Annotated in this window: 1 protein-coding gene; it reads right to left on the bottom strand. The window is 74.9% G+C overall.

The window, feature by feature from the left end:
- Positions 1–10 precede the first annotated feature (10 nt).
- Positions 11–14692, bottom strand: coding sequence for a polyketide synthase (locus B7C62_33065; GenBank protein ARF77490.1), 14682 nt, complete (start codon positions 14690–14692; stop codon positions 11–13).
- Positions 14693–15068: the final 376 nt, after the last annotated feature.

Here is a 15068-nt window from a genome sequence, read left to right as displayed (position 1 = left end):
CAGCTCTCTCTCAGGCGTTGCCGAAGTCGTTGTCGAGCAGGGCGAACAGCTCGTCCGCTGTCGCCGTTTCCGTGGCGGTGGCGGTGGCGGTGGCCTTGTCGTCCACCGGGCCGGGTGGTGGTTCCTCGCCACCCGGTGTGCCGGTACGCCGGTCCCAGCCGCGCAGCAGTTCGTCCAGCCGTTTGCCGACCCCGTCGGTATCGACGGCTCCGGGCGGTACGGCCGCGAGGAGTTCGGCCAGCCGGTCCAGTTCGGCCAGCAGGGGCGAGGGCGGTTCGGGCGCGGCGGACAGCTCCGCGTCCAGGTAGGCGGCGAGCGCCTCGGGCGTCGGGTGGTCGAAGACGACCGTCGGCGGGACGGCCACCCCGGTGGCCTCGCACAGGGCGTTCCTGAACCGGACCGCGAGCATCGAGTCGAAGCCGACCTCGGAGAAGGAGCGTTCCGGGCGCACCGGACCGGCTCCGGAATGGCCGAGGACCGCCGCCGCGTGCCGGATGACCAGGTCGAGGACCGCTTGGCGGCGTGCCTGCCGGTCCAGCGGGGCCAGTTGGGCGGCCAGTCGTACGGCGGGGGCGCCGTCGTCGTCCCGTACGGCCTCCGCCGTGCCCTCGCCGTTGGCCTCCGCCGGTACCCCGGTGGTGACCGGGGCCGCGGCGGAGGCCGTCCGGCCCGGTGTGGGCAGCCAGTACCGGTCGCGTTCGAAGGGGTAGGTCGGCAGCGGGAGGAGGGGCGGGGCGTCCGGCCCCGGGGCTCCCGTCCAGGGCGACCAGTCCACCGGGCCGCCACCGGCCGCCCATGCCTCGGTCAGTGAGGCCAGCAGCCGGTCCCGGCCGCCGTCGCCGCGCCGCAGCGTACCGACCGCCGACACCTCGCGCCCGGCCTCCGCAGCCACCTCCTCGATCCCGGCGAGCAGCACCGGGTGCGGGCTGACCTCGACGAACAGGGTGTGACCCGCCTCCAGCAGGGTGCGGGTGGCCCCGGCGAAGCCGACCGGCTCGCGCAGGTTGCGGTACCAGTAGGAGGCGTCGAGCGTTTCTCCGGCGACGGGTTCGCCGGTCACCGTCGAGTGGAGCGGGACGGCCGAGGCGCGGGGGCGTATCCCGGTGAGGGCTTCCCGCAGTTCGTCCTCGATCTCGGCGACCTGGGCCGAGTGGGCCGCGTAGTCCACCGGGATCGCCTTGGCCCGTACGCCTTCGCGGTCGCAGGCCGCGAGCAGGGCGGCCAGTTCCTGGGGCTCCCCGGCGACGACCACGGCTCCGGGGCCGTTCACCGCGGCCACGCACATCCGTCCGCCCGCGGGCAGCAGACGCGTGGTCCGCTCGGCGGAGGCGGCGACCGACACCATGCCGCCGCGTCCCGCCAGCCTCAGCAGCGCCCGGCTGCGCAGCGCCACGACGAGGGCCGCGTCGTCGAGCGACAGCGCTCCGGCGACGCACGCGGCGGCGATCTCGCCCTGGCTGTGGCCGACGACCGCGTCCGGGGTGACCCCGGTGTCGCGCCAGTGCGCGGCCAGCGCGACCATCACGGCGAAGAGCACCGGCTGGACGACGTCCACGCGGTCGAGCGCCGGGGCGCCGGGCGCGCCGCGCAGCACCTCGGTCAGGGACCAGTCGGTGTGCGGGGCGAGCGCCCGTTCGCAGGCGGCGATGGCGGTGGCGAACGTCTCGGAGGTGTCGAGCGCGGCCACGGCCATGCCGGCCCACTGCGAGCCCTGGCCGGGGAAGACGAAGACCGTACGGCCGCCGCGCACCCGGTCCCGTACGGTGTCGGGCGCGGGTTCTCCCGCCGCGAGGGCGTCCAGCCGGCCGAGGAGCGTGTCGCGGTCGCGGCCGATGGCGGCGGCCCGGAAGGGCAGGGCGGGGCGGGTGGTGGCGAGCGCGCGGGCCGGGCCGGCGGTGCCCCCGTCGGGGTGGGCCCGCAGATGCTCGCCCAGTCGGCGCGCCTGTCGGCGCAGGGCCTCGGGGGTCATGGCGGAGATCAGCCACGGAACCGTGGTCCCGGTGTCATCGGACGGTTCGCCGGGCGTGCCGTGGGGCTCCGGGGCGCCGGGGGCTTCCTCCAAGATGCGGTCGGCGGCGGGGGCTTCGGGTGCCTTCTCCAAGAGGCCGTCGGCAGCCGGTGCTTCCTTCAGGATGCGGTCGGCGGCGGGGGCTTCCTCCAGGACGGCATGGGCGTTGGTGCCGCTCATGCCGAACGCGGAGACACCGGCCCGGCGCGGCCGGCCCCCGTCCGGGGCGTCCCAGGGGCGGGCGTCGGCGAGCAGCCGTACGGCACCGGCCGACCAGTCCACCCGGCTGGACGCCTCCTGGGCGTGCAGGGTGCCGGGGAGAACACCGTTCCGCAGGGCGAGAACCGTCTTGATGACCCCGGCGACCCCGGCGGCGGCCTGGGTGTGCCCGATGTTCGACTTCAACGACCCCAGCCACAACGGCCGTTCGGCGGGCCGGTCCTGGCCGTACGTGGCCAGCAGCGCCTGGGCCTCGATCGGGTCCCCGAGTACGGTGCCGGTGCCGTGCGCCTCGACCAGGTCGATGTCGGCGCCGGACAGCCCCGCCGTGGCCAGCGCGGCCTTGATCACCCGCTGCTGTGCGGGGCCGCTCGGGGCGGTGAGGCCGTTGCTGGCACCGTCCTGGTTCACCGCGGTCCCCCGTACGAGGGCCAGTACGGGGTGCCCGAGGCGGCGCGCGTCGGAGAGGCGTTCCACGAGCAGGACGCCCACCCCTTCGCCCCAGCCCGTACCGTTGGCCCCTTCGGCGAAGGAGCGGCAGCGGCCGTCGGGCGACAGGCCCTGCTGGCGGCTGAACTCGACGAAGACGTCCGGGCTCGCCATCACCGCGGCACCGCCGACCAGGGCGAACGAGCAGTCACCGGCGCGCAGTGCCTGACCGGCCAGGTGCAGGGCCACCAGCGAGGACGAGCAGGCCGTCTCCACGGTGACGGCAGGGCCGCCGAGTCCGAGGGTGTAGGCGACGCGGCCGGAAGCGACGCTGGTGACCGTGCCGCTGAGGAGGTGTCCTTCGACCTCGTCGGACGGGTTCTGCGGGCCGGTGCCGTACCCCTGGGCGGCGACGCCGACGTAGACGCCGCCCTCGCTGCCGCGTACCGACGCGGGATCGAGCCCCGCCCGCTCCAGCGCCTCCCAGCTGGTTTCGAGCAGCAGTCGCTGCTGCGGGTCCATGGCGAGTGCTTCTCGCGGGGAGATGCCGAAGAACTCCGCGTCGAACTCGGCCGCCCCGTCCAGGAATCCGCCCCCGGTGGTGTAGAAGGTGCCCGGGTTCAGGGGGTCGGGGTCGTAGAGGGTCTCCAGCGACCAGCCCCGGTCGTCGGGCAGCGCGGTGACCGCGTCCACTCCGTCGGCCACGAGTCGCCACAGGTCGTCGGGCGAGCGGACGCCGCCCGGGAACCGGCAGGCCATGGAGACGATCGCCAGGGGTTCATCGGCCGCCACGGGCCCGGCGGCGGCACCGACGACGGCTGCGGAGCCAGCCTCGGCCGTGCTGGTCGCGCCGCTGGTACCGGTCGTGCCATCGGCGTCCGGTTCCGTGCCTTTGAGCTCGGTGAAGAGGTGCGCGGCGAGGTCGGCGGCCGTCGGGTGGTCGAATACGGAGGTGAGCGCGAGCGGCAGGGCGGTGGCCGCGACCAGCCGGTTGCGGAGTTCGACGGCGGTGAGCGAGTCGAAGCCGACCTCACGGAACGGGCGGTCGGCGGCGAACCCGGCGGCCGAGTCGTGGCCCAGCACGGCGGCCGCTTCGCTCCGGACCAGTTCCGTCAGCAGTTTGCGGCCCTCGGGCTCGGACAGCCGGCTCAGCCGGTGCCGCCACGGCGGTTCACCGCCCGTACCGGGTCCGGACCCGGCGGAGGCGTCCGCCGCCGCCCGGGGCTCCGGGAGGGTCGGCAGGCCGCGCAGCAGCGCGCTGTCCCGCACCGAACCGAAGGTGGGCGCGAAGCGGTTCCAGTCGAGTTCGGCGACGACCGGTTCGCCCTCGTCCAGGGCGAGCGCCAGGCCGAGCGCGGAGAGCGCCGCGTCGGGAGCCATCGGCACCAGTCCGTGGCGGCGCAGCCCTTCGCCCACGGCACCGGCGGCCATGCCCGCTCCGGCCCAGGGGCCCCAGGCCACCGAGGTCGCCGTCAGGCCCCGGCCGCGCCGCGCGGCGGCGAGGCCGTCCAGGTAGGCGTTGGCCGCCGCGTACGCGCCCTGGCCGCCGCTGCCCCAGGTGCCCGAGATCGAGGAGAACAGCACGAAGGCGTCCAGGGATTGGCCGTCGAACAGGGCGTCGAGGTGGGTCGCGCCGCGCGTCTTGGCCGCCGTCAGCCAGGCCAGTTCCTCCGGTGTGCAGTCCATCAGCGGGGTGTCCGAGGTGAGTCCGGCGGTGTGCACCACGGCCCGTACGGTGTCACCCGCGTCGCGCAGCCGCTCCAGGACCTGTTCCAGCGCGGCGCGGTCGGCAACGTCGCAGGCCAGCAGGGTGGTTCGGGCGCCGAGTGCCGCCAGGGCGTCGGTCAGCCCGTCGGCGCCGGGGGCCTCGGGGCCCCGTCGGCTGAGCAGGACGAGGTGTTCCGCCCCGCGCTCCGCGAGCCAGCGCGCCACCTGGGCGCCGAGGCCGCCGGTGCCGCCGGTGACGAGGACCGTGCCGCGCACCGTCCACGGTGCGGGCGCGGGTGTCGCGGGCTCCGGCGCGGGGACGAGCCGACGGCCCAGCGGTACCGGCGCGCGTACCGCCACCTGGTCCTCGCCGTCCCGTCCGGCCAGCACCGCGCACAGCCCGTCCAGCGCGGGCCCGTCCAGCGGGTCCGGCAGATCGACCAGGCCGCCCCAGCGCAGCGGGTGCTCCAGTGCCGCCACCCGGCCCAGGCCCCATACCTGGGCCTGCCCGGGACGGACCTCCTCCGTGCCGTCGGCCGCCACCGCGCCACGGGTGGCGCACCACAGGGGGGCGTCGATGCCGCTGTCGCCCAGGGCCTGGAGCAGCAGCAGGGTGCCGGTCAGGCAGGCGTCCGGCGTCTGCGGGTCCGGGTGGGAGTCCTCGGCCAGGGCCAGCAGGGACAGGACGCCTTCCAGGGTGCCGAACTCCGGCAGCAGCAAGGCCAGTTCAGCGCGTTCGACGGCGGTCCCGACCCGGATCACGACCACGTCGGCGCCATGTCCGGCGAGGGCCTGTTCGCAGGCGAGTGCGGTGTCCTCGGCGCCGGGCCCGTCCGGTGTGACGAGCAGCCAGCGGCCGGAGAGGCGGGGCTCAGCGGGTACGGTGAGCGGCTCCCAGGCGATGCGGTGGCGGCGGGGACCGGCGGGAACCGCGGTGCTCCGGCGGCGCCAGGCGGCGGGGGCCGGGTCCGGGGCGGCTTCCGGCCAGAAGCGCCTGCGCTGGAAGGCGTAGGTGGGCAGGTCGACCCGCCGTACGTCGGTGCCGCTCCAGCCCACCGACCAGTCCACCTCCACGCCCCGCAGGTGGAGCGAGGCGAGGGCGGTGCGGACCGCGTCCGGCTCGGCACGGCCGTCACGCAGCAGCGGCACCGTCCCGGTGTCGCCGGGGCCGGGGGCAGGCGTGGGGGTGACCTCGGGGCCGGGGCCGGGGCTGGAGTCGAGATCGGGATCGGGATCGGAGAGGCAGCCATGGAGCATGCCGGACAGCACTCCGCCCGGTCCGATCTCGAGGTACGTCGTCGCGCCCTCGGCCCGCAGTCGACGGGCCCCTTCCAGGAAGCGCACGGTGTCCCGGACGTGGCGTACCCAGTGGTCGGGGGATTGGAGCTCCGCGGCCGTGGCCGTACGCCCGGTCAGGTTGGAGACGATCTCGATGCCGGGAGCGTGGTACGTCAGCGACTCGGCCACCTCCCGGAACGCGTCGAGCATCCCGTCCATCCGGGCGGAGTGGAACGCGTGGCTGACGCTCAGGCGGCGGGTCCGCCGCCCCCGGGAGCGGAACGCCCCGGCCAGGCGCCGTACCGCGTCCGCGTCACCGGACAGGACCACCGACGCGGGCCCGTTGACGGCGGCGATGTCCACCCCGTCCCGGTCCGCCTCCCGCTCCGGGGCGGGGTGCCCGGTGCGGTCGTCCAGCAGGGCCTGGCGCACTTCGTCCTCGGTGGCCTCCACCGCCACCATCGCCCCGCCCCCGGGCAGTTCGTCCATCAGCCGTCCCCGGGCCGCCACCAGCGCGCAGGCGTCGGGCAGGTCCAGGACGCCCGCCGCGTGGGCGGCGGCGAGTTCACCGATGGAGTGCCCCATCAGCAGGTCGGGCCGCACACCCCAGTGCCGTACGAGCCGGAACAGCGCCGTCTCCAGGGCGAACAGCGCGGGCTGGGTGTACCGGGTGCGGTCGAGCAACTCCGCACCGGGCGTTCCGGGTTCGGCGAACAGGATGTCGCGCAGGGGGAGGTCGAGATGCGGGTCCAGGCCGGTCAGCACCTCGTCGAGGGCGTCGGCGAACACCGGGTCGTCACGGTAGAGCTCCGCACCCGCTCCGGCCCGCTGGCTGCCCTGCCCCGGGAAGAGGAAGGCGGTCCGGCCGGAGCGCACGGCGCCGCCGGTGAGCAGCCGACCCGCCGACGTGCCGCGCGCGAGCGCGGTGAGCGAGCTCCGGACGGCCGCCCGGTTCCGCCCCAGGACGGCGGCCCGGTGTTCGAGCGGGGCGCGTCCCGTGGCGAGCGAGTAGGCGACGTCCGCCAGTTCGAGGTCCGGGTCGGCATCGAGCCGGCTCAGCAACCGGCCGGCCTGGGCCCGCAGGGCATCGGGGGTCCTGGCCGAGAGCAGCAGCGGTACGGGCGGGCCGGTACGGCGGGCGGTGGGGGTGGCGGTGACCGCCGCGAGGGCTGTCGCGGCGGTGGGGGCGGTGGGAGCGGTGTCCGAGGCGGGCACGTCCGGGGTGCCGGTCCGGTCCTGAGCGTCGGCCGGGCCCAGAGCGCCGATCAGATCCGGAGCTTCGGTACAGCCCAGATCATCAGCCCCGCCCAGACCATCAGCCAGATCCGGAGCATCGGCCCGGTCCAGGGCGGGCACGGCCGCGATGGCAGGGGCCTGCTCGATGATCACGTGGGCGTTGGTGCCGCTGATGCCGAACGACGACACGCCCGCCCGGCGCGGGCTCCCGGTCTCCGGCCACGGGGTGTGCGCGGTGAGCAGGCGGATGCCGCCGCCGGACCAGTCCACGTGAGGGTTGGGCGTACCGGCGTGCAGGGTTCCGGGCAGTTCGCCGTGGCGGATGGCCAGCACCATCTTCATCACCCCGGCCACCCCGGCGGCGGCCTGGGTGTGCCCGATGTTCGACTTCACCGAGCCGAGCCACAGCGGGCGGTCCGCCGGGCGGTCGGGTCCGTGGACGGCCCGGAGCGCCTGCGCTTCGATGGGATCGCCGAGCTTCGTCCCCGTACCGTGGGCCTCGATCGCGTCGATCTGGTCGGCCCGCAGCGCGGCGTCGGCCAGGGCGGCACGGATGACCTGCTGCTGGGACGGGCCGTTGGGGGCGGTGAGCCCGTTGCTGGCGCCGTCCTGGTTCACGGCGGTGCCGCTGATCAGCGCGAGTACGGGGTGGCCATGGCGCAGGGCGTCGCTGTGGCGTTCCAGCAGCAGCACTCCGGCGCCCTCGCCCCAGCCCGTGCCGTCCGCCTCCGCCGAGAACGCCTTGCACCGCCCGTCGGCGGCGAGCCCGCGCTGGCGGCTGAACTCCACGAAGAGGCGCGGGGTGCTCATCACCGTCACCCCGCCCGCGAGGGCCTGCTCGCAGTCGCCGCGCCGCAGTGCCTGCACGGCCAGGTGCAGCGCCACCAGCGAGGAGGAGCACGCGGTGTCGACGGTGAGCGAGGGCCCCTGGAGGCCGAGGACGTAGGACAGCCGTCCCGACAGCACGCTGGCCGTGTTCCCGGTCAGCAGGTGGCCCTCGGAGATTCCCTCGGCCCCCTCCAGCAGCGCGGAGTAGTCCTGGCCGTTGGTACCGATGTAGACGCCGATCTGCCGGTCCTTCAGCGCGGTCGGGTCCTGCCCGGCACCCTCGACCGCTTCCCAGGCGGTCTCCAGGAGCAGCCGCTGCTGCGGGTCCATGGCCAGGGCCTCGCGCGGTGAGATGCCGAAGAACTCCGCGTCGAACTCGGGGACATCGTGCAGGAAGCCGCCCTGCCTGCTGTACGTGGTGCCGGGGCGGTCCGGGTCGGGGTCGTACAGCCCCTCGGTGTCCCAGCCCCGGTTCGACGGCCAGTCGCCGACGGCGTCGATGCCCTTCGAGACCAGGTGCCAGAAGTCCTCGGGCCGTACGACCCCGCCGGGGAAGCGGCAGCCCATGCCGACGATCGCGATCGGCTCGCCGCTGCCGGACTCCGCCGCCCGGCCCGCCTCGGCGCCGACGGACCGGGCGGACCCGGCGGTGCCGCTCGACACGTCCGGCAGGTTCAGGTCCGGGCCCAGGTCCAGGTCCGCGAGCAGCCGGTCGGCCAGTGCCGAGGGCGTGGGATGGTCGAACAGGACGGCGGCGGGCAGGGCCAGTCCGGTGGCGGCGGCGAGCCGGTTGCGCAGCTCGACCGCCGTCAGCGAGTCGAAGCCGAGCGCGGAGAACGCCTTCGTGGACCGGACCGCGTCGGCGTCGGGATGGCGCAGGACCGCTGCCGCGTGGGTACGTACGAGTTCGGTGAGGGCCCTGGTCCGGTCCTCGTGGCGCGGCAGTGCGGCGATCCGCTGCCGCAGGTCGTCCGCGGAGCCGCCGCCTTCCCGGGCCGCCGACGGTGCGGTGGTGCCGGGGGCGGGCCTCGCGGCGGCCGGGTCCGGTATCCCGTCGAGCAGGGCGGCGGCCCGCAGGCCCATGCCCGTGGTGAAGCGCCGCCAGTCGACATCGGCGACCAGGACCAGCGCGTCGTCCTCCTCGAGTGCCCGGCCGATCGCGGTGACGGCCGTTTCGGGTTCCATCACCGGCATGCCGAAGTCCCTTAGCCGCGCGGCGACTTCGTCCGCCAGCAGGCCCGGCCCGGCCCAGGCTCCCCAGGCCACGGACGTACCGGGCAGCCCAGCGGCCCGGCGGGCGGCGACGAGTGCGTCCACGGCGGCGTTGGCGGCGGCGTAGTTGCCCTGCCCGGCGTTGCCCACGACGCCCATCACCGAGGAGAACACCACGAAGGCCGACAGGTCGAGATCCGCGGTGGCCTCGTGCAGGTTGCGTGCGGCGGTCAGCTTGGCGCGCAGCACCACGGCGAGCCGCGCGGGGTCCAGCGCGTCGAGCACACCGTCGTCGAGGACGCCCGCCGCGTGGATGACGGCGGAGAGCGGGTGGCGCGCCGGGATGTCGGCGATCAGCGCCGCCAGCGCGGCCGGGTCGGCGATGTCGCAGGCCGCGAAGGCCACTTCGGCGCCCAGCGCGGTCAGTTCCGCCCGCAGCGCGTCGGCACCGGGTGCGTCGGCACCGCGACGGCTGACCAGCAGCAGCCGCTCCGCGCCCCGGCCCGCGAGCCAGCGCGCCGTGTGCGAGCCGACGCCACCGGTGCCACCGGTGACGAGGACCGTACCCTGCCATCGCGGACGCGTACGTGCCCGGTCGGCCGCGCCCCCCTCACCGGCCTTCGGCGGTACGGACGGCGGGGCGGGCCGGAGGCGGCGTCCGTGGACCCCGGTGGAGCGCACCGCCACCTGTTCCTCGTCGGCCACGGCTCCCGCGAGCACCGCGCACAGGCGGCGGGCGGCCCGTACGTCCAGCGCCTCGGGCAGGTCGATGAGACCGCCCCGGCGATGCGGGTGCTCCAGTGCCAGCGTCCGGCCCAGGGCGGCGGACGCGGCCTGACCGACGTGTCCGGGCCGCTCCGCGCCGCCGAGGACCGCCGTTCCCTTCGTCAGCGTCCAGAGCCGGGCGTCAATGCCCGCGTCCTCCAGCGCCTGGGCCAGCGCGAGGGTGAGCGCGGGACCGCCGGGCAGGTCCGGGTGGTCGGGGTGGGGGCGCTCCTCCCAGGAGAGGAGGGACAGCACTCCGGCGATCGGCTGCTCCCCGGCGGTCTCCGCGGTCTCCGTGAGCAGGGCGGCCAGTTGTCCGCGGGTCGCGCCCGGATCGGCGACGACGCACGGGAGGAGGTCGGCCCCGGCCTCGCCGAGGGTGTCCAGGACGGCCGCCGCCTCGTCGCCCTCGGGGCGCAGGGCGAGCCAGCGACCGGCGAGACCGTCCGCCGGTGCGACCGACAGGGGTGCCCAGGCAACGTGGTAGCGCCAGGATTCCGCCTTGCGCTCACGGCTTCTGACGGAGCGCCAGGCCGCCAGGGCGGGCAGGACTTCGTCCAGGGCCGCACGGCCGACCCCGAGGGTTTCGGCGAGCCGGGCGGGGTCCTGTGATTCCAGCTCGTCCCAGCGGTCCTCGGCGGAGGCGGCCGGGACGGCGGCGGGGGCGGTCAGCCAGTAGCGGCTGCGCTGGAAGGCGTACGTGGGCAACTCGACCCGCCGAGCCCCGGGGAACGCCCCCAACCAGTCGACTCCCAACCCGCGCTCCCACGCGCGCCCCACCGCACGCAGCACCTGCTCCGGCCCGCCCTCATCACGCCGCAGGGTCCCCAGCACCGCGGCCTCCACACCAGCCGCTTCGACCGACTCCCCCACCGCAACACCCAACACCTGGTGTGGACTTGCCTCGACGAAGAACCGGAAGCCCTCCCCCAACAGCGCCTCCGTCGCCTTCCCGAACTCGACGGTCTCGCGCAGATTCCGGTACCAGTACTCGGCGTCCAGGGCTTTCATGTCCAACAGGCCACCGGTCACGCTCGAATAGAACGGCACCGAGCCCGAACGCGGGGTGATGTCCTTCAGGTCGACAAGCAACTGCTCGCGGATCTCCTCCACATGCGAGGAGTGCGACGCGTAGTCCACCTCGACACGACGGGCCCGGACGCCCTCACCGGTGAGCTCCTCCACAAGCCCGGCGACCGCGTCGGCATCACCCGAAATCACCGTCGAAGAAGGCCCGTTCACCGCCGCCACCGACAACCGGCCACCCCACACGCCCAGCCGCTCACGCACCACATCACACGGCAACGGCACCGACGCCATACCACCCCGCCCCGCCAACACCCCCACCGCCCGACTGCGCAAGGCCACCACCCGCGCCCCATCCTCCAAACTCAACCCACCCGCCACACACGCGGCCGCAACCTCACCCTGCGAATGACCCACCACCGCATCCGGCACCACACCGAACGACCGCCACACCTCCGCCAACGACACCATCACCGCCCACAACACCGGCTGCACCACATCAACCCGAGCCAACAACCGCTCCGACCCCAACGCCTCCCCCAACGACCAATCCACATAAGGCGCCAACGCCCGCTCGCACTCACCCATCCGCCCGGCGAAGACCTCCGACTCCCTCAACAGCTCCGCAGCCATCCCCACCCACTGCGACCCCTGACCCGGAAACACCACCACCGAACGGCCGGAAACCACTCCGCCGCCGGACACCGCTGCCGAAGGCCCCTCCGCCAGCGCCTTCACCCCACGGAGCAGCTCACTCCGGTCCCCGCCCACCACCACCGCGCGGTGCTCGAACGACGCACGCCCCACCGCCAGCGAGTAACCCACGTCCGCCACATCGAGCCCGGGCTCCGCCAGCACCCGTGCCGCCAACGCGCCCGCCTGTGCCCGCAGAGCCTCCGCACCGCGCGCCGAAACCGGCCACACCACCGCCCCAGGACGCGAGGCATCCTCCACCGCCCCGGCCGGAGGAGCCTCGGCCGGGACAGCCTCCAGGATCACGTGCGCGTTGGTCCCGCTGATACCGAAGGAGGAAACCCCGGCCCGGCGCGGACGGCCCGCGTCATCCCACGTACGGGACTCCGTGAGCAACTGCCCGGCCCCGGCCGACCAATCCACCTCAGGCGTCGGACCGTCCACATGCAGCGTTTTCGGCATCACCCCGTGCCGCATCGCCAGCACCGACTTGATGACACCGCCCACACCCGCCGCGGCCTGGGTATGGCCGATGTTGGACTTCAGTGAGCCGATCCAGACCGGACGGTCCACCGGCCGGTCCTGACCGTACGTCGCCAGCAACGCCTGCGCCTCGATCGGGTCACCCAACCGCGTCCCCGTACCGTGCGCCTCCACCACGTCCACGTCCGACGCCACCAGCCCCGCATCGGCCAACGCCGCACGGATCACCCGCTGTTGGGACGGGCCGCTCGGTGCCGTCAGACCGTTGCTCGCACCGTCCTGGTTCGTGGCCGAACCCCGTACCACCGCCAGGACCGGATGACCGTGACGCCGTGCGTCCGACAAGCGCTCCAGCAGCAGCATCCCCACGCCCTCGGCCAGGCCGAAGCCGTCGGCGGCCGCCGCGAACGCCTTGCAGCGGCCGTCCGGGGCGAGACCGCCCTGACGGCTGAACTCCACGAGCATGCCGACCGTGGACATCACGGTCGCTCCGCCGGCCAGGGCCAGTGAGCATTCGCCCGAGCGCAGCGCCCGTACCGCGAGGTGCAGGGCCACCAGCGAGGACGAGCACGCCGTGTCCACGGTGACCGCCGCTCCCTCCAGCCCGAGGGTGTAGGCCAGTCGGCCCGATGCGACGCTTCCGGTGTTGCCGGTCAGCAGGTGGCCGCCCTCGTCGGCGCCCTGTTCGAGAGGGGGGCCATAGTCCATGGTCATCGCCCCGACGTAGACGCCCGTCGGGGTCCGCCGCAGGGTGGCGGGGTCGATCCCGGACCGCTCCAGCACTTCCCAGGTCGTCTCCAGCAGCAGCCGCTGCTGCGGGTCCATCGCCGCGGCCTCGCGCGGCGAGATGCCGAAGAACTCCGCGTCGAACTCGGCCGCACCGGCGAGCGAGCCCGCCTCCCGCTGGTAGTACCGGCCCGGCGTCCCCGGCGTGGGGTCGTACCGTCCGGCGGTGTCCCAGCCCCGGTCGTCGGGGAGCGCGGACACGGCGTCGGTGCCTGCGGACACCAGGTTCCAGAGTTCGTCGGGGCTGCCGACACCGCCGGGGTAGCGGCAGCCCATCCCGACGATCACCACGGGGTCGTCGTCCACCGGCCGTCGCACCGGCCCGTCCGCGTCCGGGTTCGTGTCGGGCCGGTCGCCGCTGATCTCGGCGCAGAGGTACGCGGTCAGGGCCGCCGGGGTCGGGCAGTCGAAGACGACCGTGGCCGGGATGCGCAGCGCCGTCGCCGCGCCCAGCCGGTTGCGCAGCTCCACGGCGGTGACGGAGTCGAATCCCAGGTCGAGGAAGGCCAGTTCGGCGGGTACGGGGTCGGACCGCCCGGTCAGCGCGGCGATCTCCTCGCCCACCAGCCGGGCCAGCGCGGCGCGCCGCTCCCGTACGTCCATTCCGGCCAGCTCCGCGCGGAACGCGGTGGCGGCGTCCCCGTCACCGCCCGCGCCGTCCGGCCCGTCCGTGTCCGCCGGACCGGCTTCCGCGAGCGCCGCCAGGACAGCCGCCGGAAGGTCCCGGGCCGTGACCTGCTCCTCGGCGGACAGTGTTTCCCGTTCCGGGGTGACTCCGCGTACGTACAGGTCGCCGAGCGAGGTCAGGAACCGGCCCGGGCCGCCCTGGTCCCGGCGCAGCGTCCCGAGGACGGCGGCCTGCGCGCCGTGTTCCTCCGCGCAGTCCGTGAGGGCGGAGGTCAGTACGGTGTGCGGGCTGACCTCCAGCAGAACGCCGTGCCCGTCCCGCAGCAGGGCCCCGGCCGCCTGGTGGAACCTGACCGGGTTGCGCAGGTTGCGGCACCAGTAGTCGGCGTCCAGTACCGGGGCGTCCAGTCGTCCGCCGGTCAGTCCGGAGTAGTACGGCAGCCGCGGTGTACGGGGGCGGATCGGGGCGAGGTCGGCGCGCATCCGGGGGATGATCGCGTCGATGTGGGGGGAATGGGCGGCCAGGCCCACGGCGATCCGCCGTGCGTGCACCGCGTCGGCGGCCAGGCCGTCAAGGAGTTCGGCCGCGGCGTCGCGGTCGCCGGAGACGATCACGGACCGGGGGCCGTTGTGCGCGGCGACGACGAGGCGGCCCTCCCAGCGGCGCAGCCGTGGCTCGATCTCGTCGGCCGGGGCCATGACGGAGACCATGTCGCCCTGCCCGGCCAGGGTCGCCTGGGCCTGGCTCCACAGGGCCACCACCCGCGCGGAGTCGTCCAGGGAGAGCGCTCCGGAGACCTCGGCGGCGGTGACCTCGCCGACGCTGTGGCCGAGCACGGCGGCCGGTTCCACACCGTGGGAGCGCCACAGCGCGGCGAGCGACACCGTCACGGCGAACAGCAGGGGCTGCACCACGTCGGCCCGGTCCCCGGCGGGTGCGCCCGGCGCGTCCGGGTCGCGGAGCACGTCGATGGGCGACCAGTCGAGGAACGGTTCGAGGGCCTGCGCGCACGCGTCCATCCGGTCGCGGAACACCGGGGAGGCGTCCAGCAGGTCCACCGCCATCCGGGGCCATTGCGCGCCCTGTCCGGGAAACACGAAGGCGACCCGGCGACCGGCCCCGGCGGCGCCCTCCACCAGGCCGGGCATGCTCCTGCCGTCGGCGAGCGCGTCCAGCCGCCGCAGGAATCCGTCCCGGCCGTCCGCCACCAGTGCCGCCCGTCGGCTCCCCCGGGAAGCGGTGCGCGCGAGGGTGAGCGCGATGTCCTGGGGGCTCCAGTCGTCACGACCGGCCAGGTACGCGTGCAGGCCGCGCGCACCGGCCGCCAGCGACTCCTTGCCGCTGCCGGCCAGCGTCCACAGCAGCGGTGCTTCCGTACCGTCGGGGTGCGCCATCGTGTTTTCGGACTCCTTCACGGCGAGCAGGACCATCAGTCACCGGACCGTGGCGGGGTGCCCGCTCCCACGGGTCACGGGTCGCGCGTCGGTCGGGACGCCTTCGTCATGCCCGGCGTGTACCGCCACCGGACCTGCGACGTCGATCTTGCCGACGTCGCATAGCGGCCCGATAGCGCAGGCCGCGACAGGACGCGGGTACGGGGAGCGGGCGGGTCACGGAACGGTGGAGGAAAGCCGCGCACACCCCGTGGGGGCGGGTCGCGGAGGACGCGGGAGAGCGGCGTGGAGCGACGCAGGAGAGCCACGCGCACCCCTCGCGGAGCGACGCGAAAGAGCCGCGCACGCCTCGCGGAGCGCGCAAGAGAGCTGCCCA

It is taken from the genome of Kitasatospora albolonga (assembly GCA_002082585.1).
In the GTDB taxonomy this organism is placed as follows: domain Bacteria; phylum Actinomycetota; class Actinomycetes; order Streptomycetales; family Streptomycetaceae; genus Streptomyces; species Streptomyces stephensoniae.
The sequence above is the reverse complement of the archived record's forward strand: the minus strand, read 5'-3'. Positions and strand labels throughout refer to the sequence as shown.

Excerpts from the sequence above, each read along its gene's own strand:
- B7C62_33065 (ARF77490.1), bottom strand. The coding sequence starts at position 14,692 with ATGGCGCACCCCGACGGTACGGAAGCACCGCTGCTGTGGACGCTGGCC.